Annotated in this window: 15 protein-coding genes; all 15 read left to right on the forward strand. The window is 42.7% G+C overall.

Translation table 11 applies throughout. The annotated features are described in order from the left end of the window. Window positions 1–25 precede the first annotated feature (25 nt). The 15 genes from AC0VXY_RS09620 (at window position 26) to spoVS (ending at window position 16,278) form a co-directional block, all read left to right on the forward strand. Complete coding sequence (locus tag AC0VXY_RS09620) at window positions 26–1,561, forward strand: ABC transporter ATP-binding protein (protein WP_435991248.1); 1,536 nt, start codon at window positions 26–28, stop codon at window positions 1,559–1,561. Continuing rightward, window positions 1,554–2,603: an ABC transporter permease gene (locus tag AC0VXY_RS09625; protein WP_435991246.1), complete on the forward strand. Its 1,050-nt coding sequence runs from the start codon at window positions 1,554–1,556 to the stop codon at window positions 2,601–2,603. Before AC0VXY_RS09620 ends, AC0VXY_RS09625 begins: the two co-directional genes overlap by 8 nt. Then, complete coding sequence (locus tag AC0VXY_RS09630) at window positions 2,604–3,563, forward strand: ABC transporter permease (RefSeq protein ID WP_435991244.1); 960 nt, start codon at window positions 2,604–2,606, stop codon at window positions 3,561–3,563. 506 nt (window positions 3,564–4,069) lie between these two features. After that, complete coding sequence (yfmF, locus tag AC0VXY_RS09635) at window positions 4,070–5,344, forward strand: EF-P 5-aminopentanol modification-associated protein YfmF (RefSeq protein WP_435991242.1); 1,275 nt, start codon at window positions 4,070–4,072, stop codon at window positions 5,342–5,344. A gap of 2 nt (window positions 5,345–5,346) precedes the next feature. Then, window positions 5,347–6,636: an EF-P 5-aminopentanol modification-associated protein YfmH gene (yfmH, locus tag AC0VXY_RS09640; RefSeq protein ID WP_435991240.1), complete on the forward strand. Its 1,290-nt coding sequence runs from the start codon at window positions 5,347–5,349 to the stop codon at window positions 6,634–6,636. Window positions 6,637–6,705: 69 nt separating this feature from the next. After that, window positions 6,706–7,422, forward strand: coding sequence for an elongation factor P 5-aminopentanone reductase (gene ymfI / locus AC0VXY_RS09645; RefSeq protein WP_475527617.1), 717 nt, complete (start codon window positions 6,706–6,708; stop codon window positions 7,420–7,422). 88 nt (window positions 7,423–7,510) lie between these two features. Continuing rightward, window positions 7,511–7,768, forward strand: a complete 258-nt coding sequence (locus AC0VXY_RS09650; RefSeq protein ID WP_060669625.1) for a DUF3243 domain-containing protein — start codon at window positions 7,511–7,513, stop codon at window positions 7,766–7,768. Between the two features lie 232 nt (window positions 7,769–8,000). Further along, a complete protein-coding gene (locus AC0VXY_RS09655) occupies window positions 8,001–8,792 on the forward strand; it encodes a DUF3388 domain-containing protein (protein ID WP_435991236.1) in 792 nt (263 codons plus the stop codon). 19 nt (window positions 8,793–8,811) lie between these two features. After that, window positions 8,812–9,708, forward strand: coding sequence for a helix-turn-helix domain-containing protein (locus AC0VXY_RS09660; protein WP_475527618.1), 897 nt, complete (start codon window positions 8,812–8,814; stop codon window positions 9,706–9,708). Between the two features lie 82 nt (window positions 9,709–9,790). After that, window positions 9,791–10,369: a CDP-diacylglycerol--glycerol-3-phosphate 3-phosphatidyltransferase gene (gene pgsA / locus AC0VXY_RS09665; protein WP_258263310.1), complete on the forward strand. Its 579-nt coding sequence runs from the start codon at window positions 9,791–9,793 to the stop codon at window positions 10,367–10,369. 71 nt (window positions 10,370–10,440) lie between these two features. Beyond that, entirely contained in the window at window positions 10,441–11,676 is a 1,236-nt protein-coding gene (locus AC0VXY_RS09670; protein WP_475527619.1) for a competence/damage-inducible protein A, read from the forward strand. A gap of 197 nt (window positions 11,677–11,873) precedes the next feature. Continuing rightward, window positions 11,874–12,911: a recombinase RecA gene (gene recA / locus AC0VXY_RS09675; protein ID WP_060669610.1), complete on the forward strand. Its 1,038-nt coding sequence runs from the start codon at window positions 11,874–11,876 to the stop codon at window positions 12,909–12,911. 444 nt (window positions 12,912–13,355) lie between these two features. After that, a complete protein-coding gene (gene rny, locus AC0VXY_RS09680; protein ID WP_034760066.1) occupies window positions 13,356–14,915 on the forward strand; it encodes a ribonuclease Y in 1,560 nt (519 codons plus the stop codon). 162 nt (window positions 14,916–15,077) lie between these two features. Next, window positions 15,078–15,881 (forward strand): TIGR00282 family metallophosphoesterase, encoded by an 804-nt coding sequence (locus AC0VXY_RS09685; RefSeq protein WP_475527620.1) that lies wholly within the window; start codon window positions 15,078–15,080, stop codon window positions 15,879–15,881. A 136-nt stretch (window positions 15,882–16,017) separates the two neighbouring features. Further along, complete coding sequence (gene spoVS / locus AC0VXY_RS09690) at window positions 16,018–16,278, forward strand: stage V sporulation protein SpoVS (protein WP_034760060.1); 261 nt, start codon at window positions 16,018–16,020, stop codon at window positions 16,276–16,278. Window positions 16,279–16,341 lie beyond the last annotated feature (63 nt).

The following is a 16,341-nucleotide window of genomic DNA, read 5'->3' on the forward strand; positions in this document are numbered from 1 at the left end:
TAGTCTATGCAAGGAGTGATTAGCAATGGATTATGTAATCGAGATGCTGAATATCCGCAAAGAGTTTCCCGGCATCGTAGCAAATGACAATATTACCCTTCAGCTCGAAAAAGGTGAAATTCATGCGCTTCTTGGTGAAAATGGTGCAGGTAAGTCTACATTAATGAATGTATTATTCGGGCTATACCAACCTGAACAAGGAGAAATACGGGTAAAAGGACAGAAAGTGAACATTACCAATCCGAACATAGCCAATGATCTCGGAATCGGTATGGTCCATCAGCATTTTATGCTGGTCGATACCTTCACTGTAACAGAGAATATCATACTTGGAAGAGAGCCGAAATCCGGAGCCACAGTGGATATTAAAAAGGCGGAAAGAGATATCCTGGATATCTCTGAAAAATATGGATTGAAAGTAGATCCGAGTGCTAAAATTTCTGAAATTTCTGTAGGTATGCAGCAACGTGTAGAGATTTTAAAGACACTTTACCGAGGGGCGGAAATCCTGATCTTTGATGAACCGACCGCTGTATTGACACCTCAAGAGATTAAAGAACTGATTCAAATCATGAAAACACTGATTAAAGAAGGTAAATCAATCATCCTCATCACTCACAAGCTAAAAGAGATTATGGAGGTGTGTGATAATGTAACCGTTATCAGAAAGGGTAAAGGGATCGGAACGGTGAAAGTCGCAGAGACTGACCCGAATCACCTTGCGAGTCTGATGGTGGGACGTGAAGTCACATTTAAAACAGAGAAGAAAGAAGCTACACCTAGTGATAATGTTCTCGAGGTTCGTGACTTAAACGTAAAAGATCAGCGAAATGTCCCTGTTGTAAAGGGCTTAAACCTTGAGGTGAAAGCAGGGGAGATCCTTGGCATAGCCGGTGTGGATGGAAACGGACAAAGTGAGTTGATTGAGGCCATCACAGGTCTTCATAAAGTCGACAGTGGTTCAATCAAACTGAATGGAAAAGAAATCGCAAATATGAAACCCCGTAAAATTTATGAGTCAGGTGTAGGTCATATTCCTCAGGACAGGCATAAACACGGCCTGATACTTGATTTTCCTATCGGGGAAAATATGGTTCTTCAGACCTATTACCAGAAACCGTATTCCAACAAAGGGGTACTTAGTTATAAAAATATTTACAATCAGGCAAGAAAATTGATATCGGAATTTGATGTCAGGACTCCATCAGAATTCACCCTTGCCCGTGCTTTGTCCGGTGGGAATCAGCAAAAAGCAATCATCGGCCGTGAGGTTGACCGGGATCCGGATCTATTGATTGCTGCCCAGCCGACCAGGGGCCTTGATGTAGGGGCGATCGAGTTTATCCATAAACGTCTGATCGAACAAAGAGATAATGGAAAAGCGGTTCTTCTGCTGTCATTTGAACTCGATGAGATCATGAATGTAAGTGACCGTATTGCCGTTATCTACGAAGGTCAAATTGTGGCGATAGTTAATCCTAGGGAAACTACCGAACAAGAACTTGGACTTTTAATGGCTGGTTCGAAGAGGAAGGAAACGGGAGGGGAATCACATGTCTAACCGCTTAACAAATATATTAATCCCGGTAATTTCAGTCCTTTTAGGTATCATTGTCGGAACGATCATCATGCTGGTGAGTGGGTATGACCCGATAGCAGGATACGCTGCATTATGGAATGGAATCTTCGGGGAGATTTATTATGTAGGAGAAACGATCCGTCAAGTGACACCGTATATTTTAGCAGGACTGGCTGTTGCCTTTGCTTTTAGAACGGGTCTCTTTAACATCGGAGTGGAAGGTCAATTGATTGTGGGCTGGCTTGCAGCTGTGTGGGTAGGGGTTGCCTTTGATGATTTACCTAAACTGATCCATTTACCCCTTGCAATCATTGCGGCCGCATTTGCAGGAGCACTGTGGGGCTTTATACCTGGACTTCTCAAAGCGAAATTTCGCGTACATGAAGTCATTGTAACGATCATGATGAACTACATTGCTCTTCATGTTACAAATGCCATTATCCGTGATGTCATTACTGACCGTAAAGATCGGACAGAAATGATTGCGGATACAGCTTCATTGAAATCACCCTTCTTTGAAACATTGACAGATTATTCCCGATTGCATTGGGGAATCTTCATCGCACTTGCCTGTGTATTCATTATGTGGTTCTTGCTTGAAAAGACTAAGCGTGGATATGAGCTTCGTTCTGTAGGATTCAACCAGCATGCTTCTCAATACGCCGGTATGAACGTGAATGGAAACATCATCCTTTCCATGGTTATCTCCGGAGCTTTTGCTGGCCTTGCAGGAGCGATGGAAGGCCTTGGCACATTCGGCTATGCTTCAATCAAGGGAGGATTTACAGGTGTCGGTTTCGATGGGATCGCTGTAGCCCTTCTTGGTGGTAATGCGGCCATCGGAGTTGTGTTCGCCGCCCTTCTATTTGGAGGACTCAAAGTAGGGGCTTTGAATATGCCTCTCGATGCAGGAATTCCAAATGAACTGGTAGATATTATTATTGCCCTTATCATTTTCTTTGTAGCATCTGGTTATATGATTCGTTATCTGATTCAACGATTTAGTAAAAAGGGGGTGAAATAAGTGGGTTTTATTGATATTTTGACAATCCTCATCCCATCAACATTACTTTGGGCAACACCACTTATTTTCACTGCTTTGGGAGGGGCGTTCTCAGAGCGTTCGGGAGTAGTAAACATTGGTCTCGAAGGACTTATGGTCATTGGTGCATTCTCAAGTATTGTATTTAACCTTGCTTTCGCAGATACTTTCGGTGCAGCGACTCCTTGGGTCGCGCTACTTGTGGCCATGGTGATGGGGGGGCTATTAGCCATCCTGCATGCTGTTGCTTCCATTACATTCAGGGCTGACCAGGTTGTATCAGGTGTAGCCATCAACTTACTGGCAGTCGGGTTAACTCTTTTCTTAGTCAAACGTATCTATGGAAAGGGTCAAACGGATATCATCTCTGAAGGATTTGGGAAGGTTGATGTTCCTTTACTTCACAAAATCCCGGTCATCGGAGATATCTTCTTTTCTAACACATACTGGCCACCATTCGTCGCGATCCTTGTGTCCTTCATCGTTTGGTTCATTATGTTCAAAACCCCGTTCGGTCTTAGATTGCGTTCTGTAGGTGAGCATCCTATGGCTGCAGACACTATGGGAATCAATGTAACGAAAATGCGCTATATCGGTGTCATCATTTCCGGTGCTTTTGCCGGTGTCGGCGGGGGAGTATACGCCCAGGCGATTTCCTCAGACTTCAGCCATGCAACGATCAGCGGACAAGGGTTCATGGCCCTTGCAGCCTTGATCTTCGGGAAGTGGCATCCACTTGGAGCCATGGGAGCGGCCCTGTTCTTCGGCTTCGCTCAAAGTTTAAGCATCATCGGATCCAGTATCCCGTTGTTTGAAAGCATCCCAAGTGTATTCCTATTGATTGCGCCATATGTGCTTACCATCCTTGCACTGACAGGCTTCATCGGTCGTGCAGATGCACCTAAAGCTCTTGGTACTCCATACATCAAAGGAAACCGTTAAACATCTATCATAAATCCAAAAGGATATCCCGGGACCCGGGATATCCTTTTTCATACTGTGGATTAATTTTCTCATAATGTGTGGGTGATAATGAGGAGTGATTCTAGATCAGCTGGTGTTTTGTTTTGTCATGCTTTTACAGAATAGCCGAATGGCCTCACGTTAGGGATTTATCCACATGAATTTATGCAGATTCCTCTTCCTATTTTTATATTCTTAGTTCGGCACACCCATTTAAAAGGAACGGTCTAAATTTCAGCTGACACCCTTATAAAATTCGATTTATTATGAGTGAAAGAGAAGAATAAGGAGGGTAAAGCGTAGAAACATAATGAAAAATAAATAAGCATATAATAGTTTAATCTAAAAGGATATTCCAACAGAGGAAGATGCTTGAAATCAATCTCTCACTACATGTATAGTTATACATAAATACCGCACAATAAGGGTGTTTATTAATTTTGTTTTTAAATCGATGGAAGTTTGGAACTAAGGAGGACGGTACGATGACAGCCATAAACGAAATAGTCAAGAAGAAACCTGGTTACACGCTACATATCGTTCAAACGGATAAGTATAAAACCAATAGCCTGGTATTAAAGTTGAAAGCCCCCCTCGACCCCGAAACAGTCACTTTACGGGGATTGCTCCCCCATGTGATGCAGAGCAGCACAAAGACCTATCCGAGCACTACGGAGTTACGCTCCCATCTGGATGAGTTATATGGAGCGAACTTTTTTGTGGATTTAGGTAAAAAAGGTGAGTACCATGTGGTCAGTATGTCTGTTGAAATCGCCAACGAAAAGTTTTTGAAGGATTCTGAGCCCCTGCTTCAAAAAGGAATCGAATTCCTTGCAGATGTCCTTCAGAACCCTCATGTTGAAAATAACGAGTTCGACAAGAAAACAGTCGAAAAAGAAAAACGGAACCAAAAGGTTAGAATTCAGGCAGTATATGACGATAAAATGCGCTATGCCAATTCACGGCTGGTAGAAGAAATGTGTAAAGGTGAGCGTTTCGCCCTCCATGTAAACGGTGTAAATGAAGAAGTGGAGTCCATTACTTCGAAGAGTTTATATGAATATTATCAAAAAGTGATGGCAGAAGATCAGTTTGACCTTTATGTGATCGGTGATGTCGATGTTAAAGAGGTTGAAAGCCTCTGTGATCGATTACTCGAATTGAATGAACGTACTCCTAAACAAGTGGATGCTTCTCTTGTGAAGGAAAAGGAAAACGAAAACGTCGTAAAAGAAAAACAGGATGTGAAACAAGGGAAGCTGAACATGGGCTACCGTACACATACTCAATATGGCGACGATGACTATTTCGCTCTTCAAGTATTCAATGGTATATTCGGTGGCTTCTCCCATTCCAAATTGTTCATTAATGTGAGGGAGAAAGCGAGCCTCGCATATTATGCTGCTAGCCGCCTCGAGAGTCATAAAGGGTTATTGATGGTGATGTCCGGTATCGAATTTGAGAAGTATGACCAAGCGGTAGGAATCATCAACGAGCAGCTCCAGGCAATGAAGGATGGAGACTTCACGGAGGGGGAAATCGACCAGACAAAAGCGGTCATCCGTAACCAGCTCCTTGAAACCATCGATACTTCAAGAGGTTTGGTTGAAGTACTTTACCATAATGCCGTAGCTCATGAAGAAATCGACCTGAAACATTGGTTGGATGAGATTGGGAAGACAACTAAAGAAGATATCGTAAAAGCTGCAAATAAAGTTGAACTTGATACGATTTACTTTCTAACAGGAATGGAGGGATAAAGATGAAGAAAATTTCCTTCGATCAATTACAAGAAAATTTGTATTATGAAAAAATGTCTAATGGTCTCGATGTATACATCCTCCCGAAAAAAGGGTTTAACAAGACGTATGCTACATTTACAACGAAATATGGAAGCATCGACAATCATTTTATCCCTTTGGATGAAGATGAATTTGTTAAAGTACCCGATGGAATCGCCCATTTCTTAGAACATAAACTGTTTGAAAAAGAAGATGGAGATGTCTTCCAACAATTCAGTAAGCAAGGGGCGTCCGCCAATGCGTTCACTTCATTTACAAGGACAGCTTATCTGTTTTCAAGTACGACAAATGTAGAACGGAATTTAGAGACACTCATCGATTTCGTGCAAGATCCGTATTTCACAGAGAAAACGGTGGAAAAGGAAAAAGGCATCATCGGTCAGGAAATCACCATGTATGATGATAATCCTGATTGGCGATTATACTTCGGTGTAATCCAGAATATGTATAAAAATCACCCTGTGAAAATTGATATTGCAGGAACGATCGAGTCCATCACCCCGATTACAAAGGATATGCTCTATCAGTGTTATAATACATTCTACCATCCAAGTAATATGCTCTTATTCGTGGTTGGCTCGGTTGATCCCGATCAGATCATGAATCAGGTCCGTTCGAATCAGGAAAAGAAAGATTATGAAAAAATGCCTGAAATCAAGCGTGAATTCGAGGTTGAACCAGAGACAGTTGCGGAGAAAAAACAGGTTCTTAAGATGAACGTTCAAAGTCCTAAATGTATTGTCGGACTGAAAGCTCCGGAACCAACCCAGCAGGGGCGGGAAATGCTTAGACAAGAGCTTTCCATGAATGTTTTTCTTGATATGCTCTTTGGAAAGAGTTCACCGTACTATTCCGAACTTTATAATGATGGACTGATCGATGAGACATTCCATTATGACTATACACAGGAAAATGGCTTTGGATTCCTGACAGTCGGTGGAGATACGGAAAAGCCGGATGAACTCTCTGAAAAGGTACAATCATTGTTGCTGAAAGCGAAACGGGAATCCCTTTTTAATGAGGAAAATCTTGAGAGAACGAAGAAGAAGAAGATTGGTGCATTCCTGCGTGCCATTAATTCTCCTGAGTATATTGCGAATCAATTTACCCGCTATGCATTTAACGAAATGGATTTATTTGAAGTCGTGCCTACCCTTGAATCGTTGAAATATGATGATATCCAGGCGGTTGCGGAGTCTATTATCAGTGAAGAACGATTTACGGTATGTCAGGTCGTACCAAAATCATGATGGAAGGGGGGCTATCCTTTTTAAAGGGTAGTTCCTCTATTCATGTGAATGACGTTTGGAGTGAAACCAATGAAGTATGCATTAATTACAGGGGCATCAGGTGGAATCGGGAGCAGTACTGCCCTTACATTGGCAGAGGAGGGGTGGAATCTGTACTTGCATTATCATTCCAATGAAGATGCAATGAAAGAATTGGTCCATAAAGTTGAAGCATTGGGAGTGGAGGTAATCCCCATTCAGGGTAATCTTGCCAACCCGGAGGAAGTGGGTAATCTTGTCCATTCCATATTCCGGCTCGATGCGATCGTTTACTGTAGTGGGAATTCTACCTGGGGGCTCTTCCAGGACCATTCAGAAGACGATATGGATCAGATGATCAACCTTCATGTCAAAAGTCCGTTGCTCCTTGTTCAAAAACTCCTGCCGAAGCTGATTGACAGGAAGGGGGCAATTGTCATGGTGAGTTCGATCTGGGGACAGATAGGAGCTGCCTGTGAGGTTGTATATTCAACAGTCAAAGGTGCTCAAATAGCATTTGTGAAATCCTTGAGTAAAGAGCTTGCAATAAGCGGTGTAAGGGTAAACGCCATTGCTCCCGGGGCCGTTGATACGTCCATGATGGACTCATTTACTAATGAAGATAAAGATTCGATCCGTGAGGAGATCCCTATAGGCCGGTTTGCTCAACCGGGTGAAATTGCTGATTCCATTCAATTCCTTCTATCATCCAGGGCCTCTTATATTACCGGCCAAACCCTTTCTATCAACGGGGGATGGCACACATAAAAAATTTTTCAATCCAATGATTCCAGCGCATAATTTTTCCTCCGGGATACAAACTAAGATTGTATTTCAATAAAGGAGGTCATGACAAATGTCTGTATTAGATAACTGGTCAGATTGGAAAAACTTTTTAGGGGAACGCCTAAACCAGGCAGAACACGGCGGCATGGAGCACGAAACGGTAAATGACTTGGCTTACCAAATCGGTGATTACTTAGCCAATCAAGTCGAAGCTAAGAACGATCAGGAAAAAGTATTAGCGGATTTATGGTCAGTCGCGTCTCCGGAAGAGCAACATGCCATCGCCAATATGATGGTCAAGCTTGTTAATAATAACGGTAGTCGTTAAGGAGAGGGATTTCCCTCTCCTTTTTCTTATGGGGTATGACTTATACCAATATAATATTAGTCTTCAGGTTATCATTTCACGTATTAATGAGAAATTGTTCATATTTATGTATGTTTTGCTTTTCTATTGCCAGAAAATCATTTATTATAATACCTAGATGTTTAAATAAATTTTCGAATTATGTCAATTTATATCGAAATGGGATGTCACAGTTTTTCTGGGGAGGTAAGCGATGGAACGCAAAGAATGGTATTTAGAATATGAAATACAAAAAAATCGTCCAGGCCTCTTAGGTGATATTTCCTCATTATTAGGAATGCTTTCTATCAATATTGTGACGATAAATGGTGTGGACGAAGGAAGAAGGGGAATGCTTCTCCTTGCCAATAATGAAGAACAGATCATGAGGCTTGAATCCATCCTTCAAACAATGGATACAATCAATGTGACAAAGCTCCGGGAACCTAAATTAAGGGACCGTCTTGCTGTACGTCACGGCCGTTATATCCAGCGTGATGCCGACGACAAGAAAACGTTTCGATTTGTTCGTGATGAGCTTGGTTTATTAGTTGACTTTTTGGCTGAATTATTTAAGCAGGAAGGACACAAGCTTGTTGGGATCAGGGGGATGCCCAGGGTAGGGAAGACCGAATCCATCGTGGCATCAAGTGTATGTGCGAATAAGAAGTGGCTTTTTGTCTCTTCTACATTATTAAAGCAAACGATACGGAGCAAGCTCATTGAAGACGAGTATTCCGCTGAGAACTTATTTATTATAGACGGCATCGTTTCTACACGCCGTGCAAGTGAGAAGCATTGGCAGCTTGTGAGGGAGATCATGCGATTACCTGCTGTGAAAGTAATCGAACATCCTGATGTATTCGTTCAAAACTCTGAATATTCACTTGAAGATTTTGATTATATCATTGAACTTAGAAACGATCCTGATGAAGAAATTACATACGAATTAGTTGAACAAAATAATCTATTTCAAAATTCCGATTTTGGAGGTTTTGATTTTTAATATTGGAAGGTGTTAAGTAGTGACGGAATTAGGAAATCGTTTAAAGGAAGCGCGAGAGGCGAAAGATTACAGCCTTGATGATTTACAAAGAATAACAAAAATTCAAAAACGCTATTTGATTGGGATCGAAGAAGGGAACTATGATGCGATGCCGGGTAAATTCTACGTGCGCGCATTCATTAAGCAATATTGTGAAGCAGTCGGACTTCCTCCTGAGGTGATTTTTGAGGAACACAAGGCGGAAATCCCGACGGCCTATGAGGACGAAATACCCATTTCCCTTTCAAGGGTGCAGTCCCGAAAGACTGTTTCAGAGAGCTCGACTAGGGTATTTGACTTTCTGCCGAAGCTCCTCATCGCCCTGTTTGTCATTGGTGCGCTTGTTGCCGTGTGGGTATTTTGGCAAGGGAAAGTAGGGGACAAGGCACCTGAATCCAACCAAGCAGAAAACCAGACACAAGTAGATGTTGATGAGAATAAAAGTGCTGATGGCGAGAAGCCTGAAGATGAAACAAATGATAAAGAACAGACCGAAGAACCCAAGCCTTCAGAAGATAAAAATGACGGGGAAGATAACTCGCAGCCTGAACAGTCTTTAGAAGCAGTGGATTCCTCAGACTATAAAACGACGTACGAATTGAAAAATGCAAAAGAATTCAAGCTGCAATTGTCAGCTAAGGGAGACACGTGGGTAAAAGTCTTTAACACCGACGAACAGGTTTTGTTTGAGGGACTGTTAAAACAGGGAATTAAAAAGGACTTTGACCTTTCCGATGATAAACAGGCATACCTTATTATCGGTGATGCTTCGAATACGGATATAAGTGTGAACGGTAAACAGCTTGAGTATAAAATATCTGCAACTGATGTCGTCAGGCAGGATATCATCATCAATTACGTACCGCAAGAACAATAATTGAAATGGGAGGAGTTTTAATAACTCCTTTTTCTTACATACTAATGGTATACGTGTTTTTTAAAGCATTGGAGGTAGAAAGGTGAACTTACCTAATAAGATTACAGTATCAAGGATATTTTTAATTCCATTATTTTTAATCATCATGCTTGCACCGTTTAATTGGGGTGAGATGATGTTTCTTGGGGCGGAAATGCCGGTCAAGCATTTTGTAGGAGCGTTGATTTTTATCATTGCGGCAACGACGGATTGGATTGACGGATATTATGCCAGAAAACTTGACCTTGTGACAAATCTAGGGAAATTCTTAGATCCGTTGGCAGATAAACTGCTTGTATCGGCTGCGTTGATCGTACTCGTCGAGCTGGGTCTTGCGCCATCCTGGATTGTCATCATCATCATCAGTCGTGAGTTTGCCGTAACAGGACTTCGTCTCGTATTAGCGGGGGAAGGGGAAGTGGTTGCTGCAGGTCAACTCGGCAAGATCAAAACATGGGCACAGATCATCGCCATATCAGCCCTTCTTCTTCATAACGCCATTTTTGAATTGATCGACCTTCCATTTGCGACGATTGCTCTGTGGGTGGCTATGTTCTTTACAATCTGGTCAGGATGGGACTATTTCAAACATAATAAAAAAGCATTTGTGAATTCAAAATAACAGTGTACACCAGGGGATTGATTCAAATAGAATCATCCCCTTCTTTTCACCAAGTTTTAGGGGGAACAAAGATGAATGCAGAAATAATAGCGGTTGGCTCCGAGTTATTGCTGGGACAAATCGTCAATTCCAATGCTCAATTCATTTCCGAGCAGTTAGCTGAAATGGGCGTAAACGTGTATTATCATACAAGTGTGGGGGATAACCCAGCCCGTTTACAGCAGGCCATTGAGGTAGCGAAGAAGCGGGCGGACTTGTTGGTATTTACTGGTGGCCTTGGACCAACAAAGGATGATCTGACGAAAGAAACGATTGCAAATGCTTTAGGGACGACTTTAAGCATGGATAATGACGCATTAGAATCGATAAAAAACTATTTTCATAAGGTCAATCGTGAAATGACTCCGAATAATGAAAAACAAGCCCTGATTCTATCAGGGGCCCATGTATTGAAGAACGAACACGGTATGGCTCCGGGGATGTTATTGAAAAAGGACGGTACTGCCTATATGCTTCTCCCTGGTCCGCCGTCTGAAATGAGGCCGATGTTTGATAAGTACGGCAAACAGGCAATCCTGAACTTAATGAAGAAAAAAGAGGTCATCCATTCACGGGTACTTCGTTTCTTTGGCATCGGGGAAGCAGAGCTTGAAACGGAATTAGAAGATCTGATCGACAGACAAACCAATCCCACTATCGCCCCTCTTGCGGGTGATGGGGAAGTGACCTTGAGGTTGACGGCTAAACACGAGTCAAGGGATATTGCCATGTCATTAATGGATTCAGTTGAAAAAGAGATCTTGAACAGGGTGGGAGAATACTTCTACGGTTATAATCAGGATTCCCTTGTTGAAGTGGGGTTCCATTTATTAAAAGAGTTGGGTCTTACCCTTTCATGTGCAGAAAGTTTGACTGGAGGACTGTTTCAGGCTCAACTGACGTCTATACCCGGAGCATCGGACGTTTTGAGTGGCGGGGTGATCTGTTATCAAGATGACATCAAGAAAAGGATTTTATCTGTTAATGACACTACACTGAAACAGCATTCAGCAGTAAGTGAGCAATGTGCACGGGAACTGGCTGAAAACGTTAGAGCGCTGTTTTCCACCGACATCGGGGTAAGCTTTACAGGTGTTGCAGGACCGGATGCTCACCAAGGTCATCCTGCCGGGACCGTCTGGATTGGACTATCCATGAAGGATGGAACGACCAAGGCATTTCTATTGAACCTTGGCGGTGGCCGGAATGGGAACCGGATGAGAACAGCGAAGTATGGTTGGCACTATTTGATCAAGGAATTGAGTTAGTTTGATGAGGCTGTCTTCTTTTTGAAGGCAGCTTTTTATCTTTTTTTACTCCAGCACACCCAAAGAAAAAAACCGAATGAATGTTCGATTTTTTTCTTGTTTTCTCTAATAAAAACGTTTATAGTATAGATAGGTTGGATTTGAGACAAACTTATAAGTTGTCAATTACAAGATGTATATTCAAAGGAGGAAGATTTGTGAGCGATCGTAAAGCAGCCTTAGATATGGCGTTAAAACAAATAGAAAAGCAGTTTGGTAAGGGCTCAATCATGAAGCTTGGGGAGAAAACGGACAGAAATGTAGTAACATGTCCAAGTGGTTCACTTGCACTGGACGCTGCTCTTGGAATAGGCGGATACCCACGTGGCAGAATCATTGAGGTATATGGTCCCGAATCATCCGGTAAAACAACAGTGGCACTTCATGCGATAGCAGAGGTACAGGCTCAAGGCGGACAGGCGGCATTCATCGATGCAGAGCACGCACTTGATCCCGAGTATGCTCAAAAGCTTGGGGTAAACATAGATGAATTATTGCTTTCACAACCTGATACAGGTGAACAGGCACTGGAAATCGCTGAAGCACTTGTACGAAGCGGCGCGGTGGATGCCATCGTTATCGACTCTGTGGCAGCCCTTGTACCGAAAGCGGAAATCGAAGGAGAGATGGGAGATGCTCACGTAGGTCTTCAAGCCCGTTTAATGTCACAGGCCCTTCGTAAACTTTCCGGTGCCATCAATAAGTCGAAGACCATCGCGATCTTCATTAACCAGATTCGTGAAAAGGTCGGGGTCATGTTCGGTAATCCTGAAACGACTCCCGGTGGCCGCGCGCTGAAGTTCTATTCTTCCGTACGTTTGGAAGTCCGTCGTGCCGAAACCCTTAAGCAGGGGAATGAAATGGTAGGGAATAAAACGAAGATCAAAGTAGTCAAAAATAAAGTGGCTCCACCTTTCCGTGTAGCCGAAGTAGATATCATGTACGGGGAAGGAATCTCCAAAGAAGGTGAAATCGTCGATCTTGGGTCTGAATTGGACATCGTTCAAAAGAGCGGTGCCTGGTACTCCTACAACGAAGAGCGCCTAGGTCAAGGACGTGAGAACGCAAAGATCTTCCTGAAAGAAAACCCTGAAATCCGTAATGAAATCATGCTGAAGATCCGTGAACATTACGGATTGGATACTGGCCGTGCTGAAACGGACGATCAAGGTGAATTAAGTCTTCTGGAAGACTAAGTGAGGAAAGAGAAGCAGCCGTGATTTGGTTTGCTTCTCTTTATTATGTATGGGAATACATGTTTTGGTGGAAAATAGTAACAATCCCTTTTCTCAAAAACGGTGGGTAAGCGATATAAGTCAGGTAGTACATACCCGTAATCACTGGTTGACCCCGCATTCCTCAAAAAAAAATAAAAATGAGAGTTTTGGTTAAAAAACATTCACAAGCCCAATGCGACAGTGTCAATTTTTGTCGATTGCAAAAAAACCCTTGAGAAATCTAGTGATAGAGGGCTCAACCCCTTGACAATAAATTTTCAGAGATTTAAAATTAACATGTATATTTTACAAATTTTTCGAATGAATATTTGAAAGCCTAGCGCTGTATATTTTGTTCAAGTGAGCAATGTACAAGCCGACATGTAAAAAACATGACAGTTCATAGCAAGAGGAGGTGAAATAATGCAACCTATTACAATCATCTTCATTTTGCTTGGCCTAATCGTCGGTGTAGTTGTTGGATACCTAATTCGTAAGTCCATTGCTGAAGCAAAGATTGCTGGTGCTAAAGGTTCAGCGGAGCAGATTTTAGAAGATGCGAAGCGCGAGGCAGATGCTCTGAAGAAAGAAGCACTTTTGGAAGCAAAGGACGAAAATCATAAACTTCGCACTGAAATGGAAAATGACCTACGTGAACGAAGAAATGAATTGCAAAAACAAGAAAATCGTTTGATGCAAAAAGAGGAAAACCTCGATCGGAAAGATGAAACGCTTGATAAGCGTGAAGGCTTACTCGAAAGAAAAGAGGGGACTCTTAACGAGAGACAACAACATATTGAAGAGATGGAAAGCAAAGTGGACGAGATGGTACGATCACAGCAAACAGAGCTAGAACGTATCTCTAGCCTGACTCGTGATGAAGCGAAAGGAATCATCCTTGACCGCGTAGAAAATGAACTCTCCCATGATATCGCCATCATGGTCAGAGAGCATGAAACCCGCGCGAAGGAAGATGCAGATAAGAAGGCGAAAGAAGTCCTTTCACTGGCTATTCAACGTTGTGCTGCTGAACATGTGGCAGAAACAACGGTCAGTGTTGTGAATCTACCGAATGATGAGATGAAAGGTCGAATTATTGGGCGGGAAGGACGTAACATTCGTACGCTGGAAACACTTACGGGTATTGATTTAATTATTGATGATACTCCTGAAGCGGTTATTCTTTCTGGTTTTGATCCGATTCGTAGAGAAACGGCTCGAATTGCATTAGAGAAATTAGTTCAGGATGGACGTATCCACCCTGCACGAATTGAAGAAATGGTGGATAAATCCCGCCGTGAAGTGGATGAATATATCCGGGAAATTGGTGAACAGACTACTTTCGAAGTAGGCGTTCATGGCCTACATCCGGATTTGATCAAGATCCTGGGGCGTTTGAAGTACCGTACAAGTTACGGTCAAAACGTTTTAAAACACTCAATGGAAGTGGCGTATTTGTCCGGATTACTCGCAGCTGAGCTTGGTGAGGATGAAAGACTCGCCAAACGTGCCGGATTGCTTCATGATATCGGTAAGGCGATCGATCATGAAGTGGAAGGAAGCCACGTGGAAATTGGTGTAGAGCTTGCAACGAAGTACAAAGAACATCCTGTTGTCATCAACAGTATTGCTTCTCACCACGGAGATACAGAGCCAACGTCCATCATTGCCGTACTGGTTGCTGCAGCTGATGCTTTATCTGCTGCAAGACCTGGAGCAAGAAGTGAGACGCTGGAGAACTACATCCGTCGACTGGAGAAACTTGAAGAAATCTCAGAGTCATATGAAGGCGTTGAGAAATCCTTCGCGATCCAGGCAGGACGTGAAGTACGCATCATGGTAAGACCGGAAGCCATTGACGATCTGGAATCACACCGATTGGCAAGGGATATCCGTAAACGTATTGAAGATGAGCTTGACTATCCGGGTCATATTAAAGTAACGGTCATCCGTGAAACAAGGGCCGTCGAATATGCAAAATAAGAGGTTGACTCGAAAAGGGATATCCCTTTCGAGTCAGCTTTTTTTATCTCATGCTATAATCCGCCTTTTAATAGATGATGGCTCCTTTTAGTATGAATAGACGACAAGTTATTTGTGATACAATAACGACAAAACTTAATAAATATAGAGAAGGGGATTTTCATGAAAATATTATTTGTTGGAGACGTAGTCGGTTCAATGGGCCGGGAAATGATTACAGAATACCTGCCTAAGCTAAAGAAGAAGCATTCACCGGATTTTACAATCGTAAATGGTGAGAATGCTGCATCAGGTAGAGGGATTACTGAGAAAATATATAAACAATTTATACAAGATGGTGCGAATATGGTCACCCTGGGAAATCACACTTGGGACAATAAGGATATCTTTAATTTCATCGACTCATCCAAACAAATGGTGAGGCCGGCTAATTTCCCTGAAGGAACGCCGGGCAGCGGTTTGGTGTTCGGGGAGGTATACGGTAAAGAGGTCGCTGTCATAAATGCTCAAGGAAGGACGTTTATGCCTCCACTTGATGATCCATTCAAAGCTCTTGATGAGCTTGTAGATGAGGCCAAAAAGAGAACCTCCGTTATATTCGTTGATTTTCATGCAGAGGCAACAAGTGAGAAGCAGGCTGTAGGCTGGTTTCTGGATGGCCGTGTGTCTGCAGTGATTGGAACGCACACTCATGTTCAAACGGCAGACAACCGGATCCTTCCAAATGGGACAGCCTTTATGTGTGATGTTGGTATGACCGGACCATACGATGAGGTATTGGGAATGAGTAAGGATTCTGTTCTAAGGAGATTCCAGACCAGTTTACCCGTCCGATTTGAAGTACCGAAGGCGGGGCGTAAAACCCTGAGTGCTTGTTTCATCGACATTGATCACAAGTCGGGTAAAGCTAAAAAGATCGAGCGCATATTGATCAACGAAGACCATCCATTTATGGCAGAATATTAAATGTTTTCCTTCCTTTTTCGGTGTTACCGGAATGATTTGTCCATTTCCTGAATATAGTATCAGTGGAATCATTTATACCAAGTTTGTTCTTTACCACGGACATACGGTATGGGGGAAATGACAAGGAGGAAAAGGAATGGAAATATTAAAAGTTTCAGCAAAATCTAATCCTAATTCTGTAGCTGGTGCACTCGCCGGTGTTCTTCGTGAGAGAGGAGGAGCTGAAATTCAAGCAATCGGTGCAGGGGCTTTAAATCAAGCCGTCAAGGCTGTTGCCATTGCAAGAGGCTTTGTGGCTCCCAGTGGTTTAGATTTAATATGTATCCCTGCATTTACGGATATTCTCATCGATGGAGAAGAACGTACGGCGATAAAGTTAATCGTGGAACCAAGATAATAAACCATAGGCTGTTCATTAGAGGGGACCCTTTAGTGGACAGCCTTTATACTATGAACACAT

This window comes from Rossellomorea sp. QJM3NY_18 (assembly GCF_056173145.1).

Bases quoted from the DNA above. Each gene is read 5' to 3' on its own strand.
- AC0VXY_RS09620 (WP_435991248.1), top strand. From the start codon at position 26: ATGGATTATGTAATCGAGATGCTGAATATCCGCAAAGAGTTTCCCGGC.
- AC0VXY_RS09625 (WP_435991246.1), top strand. From the start codon at position 1,554: ATGTCTAACCGCTTAACAAATATATTAATCCCGGTAATTTCAGTCCTT.
- yfmF (WP_435991242.1), top strand. From the start codon at position 4,070: ATGACAGCCATAAACGAAATAGTCAAGAAGAAACCTGGTTACACGCTA.
- yfmH (WP_435991240.1), top strand. From the start codon at position 5,347: ATGAAGAAAATTTCCTTCGATCAATTACAAGAAAATTTGTATTATGAA.
- ymfI (WP_475527617.1), top strand. From the start codon at position 6,706: ATGAAGTATGCATTAATTACAGGGGCATCAGGTGGAATCGGGAGCAGT.
- AC0VXY_RS09650 (WP_060669625.1), top strand. From the start codon at position 7,511: ATGTCTGTATTAGATAACTGGTCAGATTGGAAAAACTTTTTAGGGGAA.
- AC0VXY_RS09655 (WP_435991236.1), top strand. From the start codon at position 8,001: ATGGAACGCAAAGAATGGTATTTAGAATATGAAATACAAAAAAATCGT.
- AC0VXY_RS09670 (WP_475527619.1), top strand. From the start codon at position 10,441: ATGAATGCAGAAATAATAGCGGTTGGCTCCGAGTTATTGCTGGGACAA.
- rny (WP_034760066.1), top strand. From the start codon at position 13,356: ATGCAACCTATTACAATCATCTTCATTTTGCTTGGCCTAATCGTCGGT.
- AC0VXY_RS09685 (WP_475527620.1), top strand. From the start codon at position 15,078: ATGAAAATATTATTTGTTGGAGACGTAGTCGGTTCAATGGGCCGGGAA.
- spoVS (WP_034760060.1), top strand. From the start codon at position 16,018: ATGGAAATATTAAAAGTTTCAGCAAAATCTAATCCTAATTCTGTAGCT.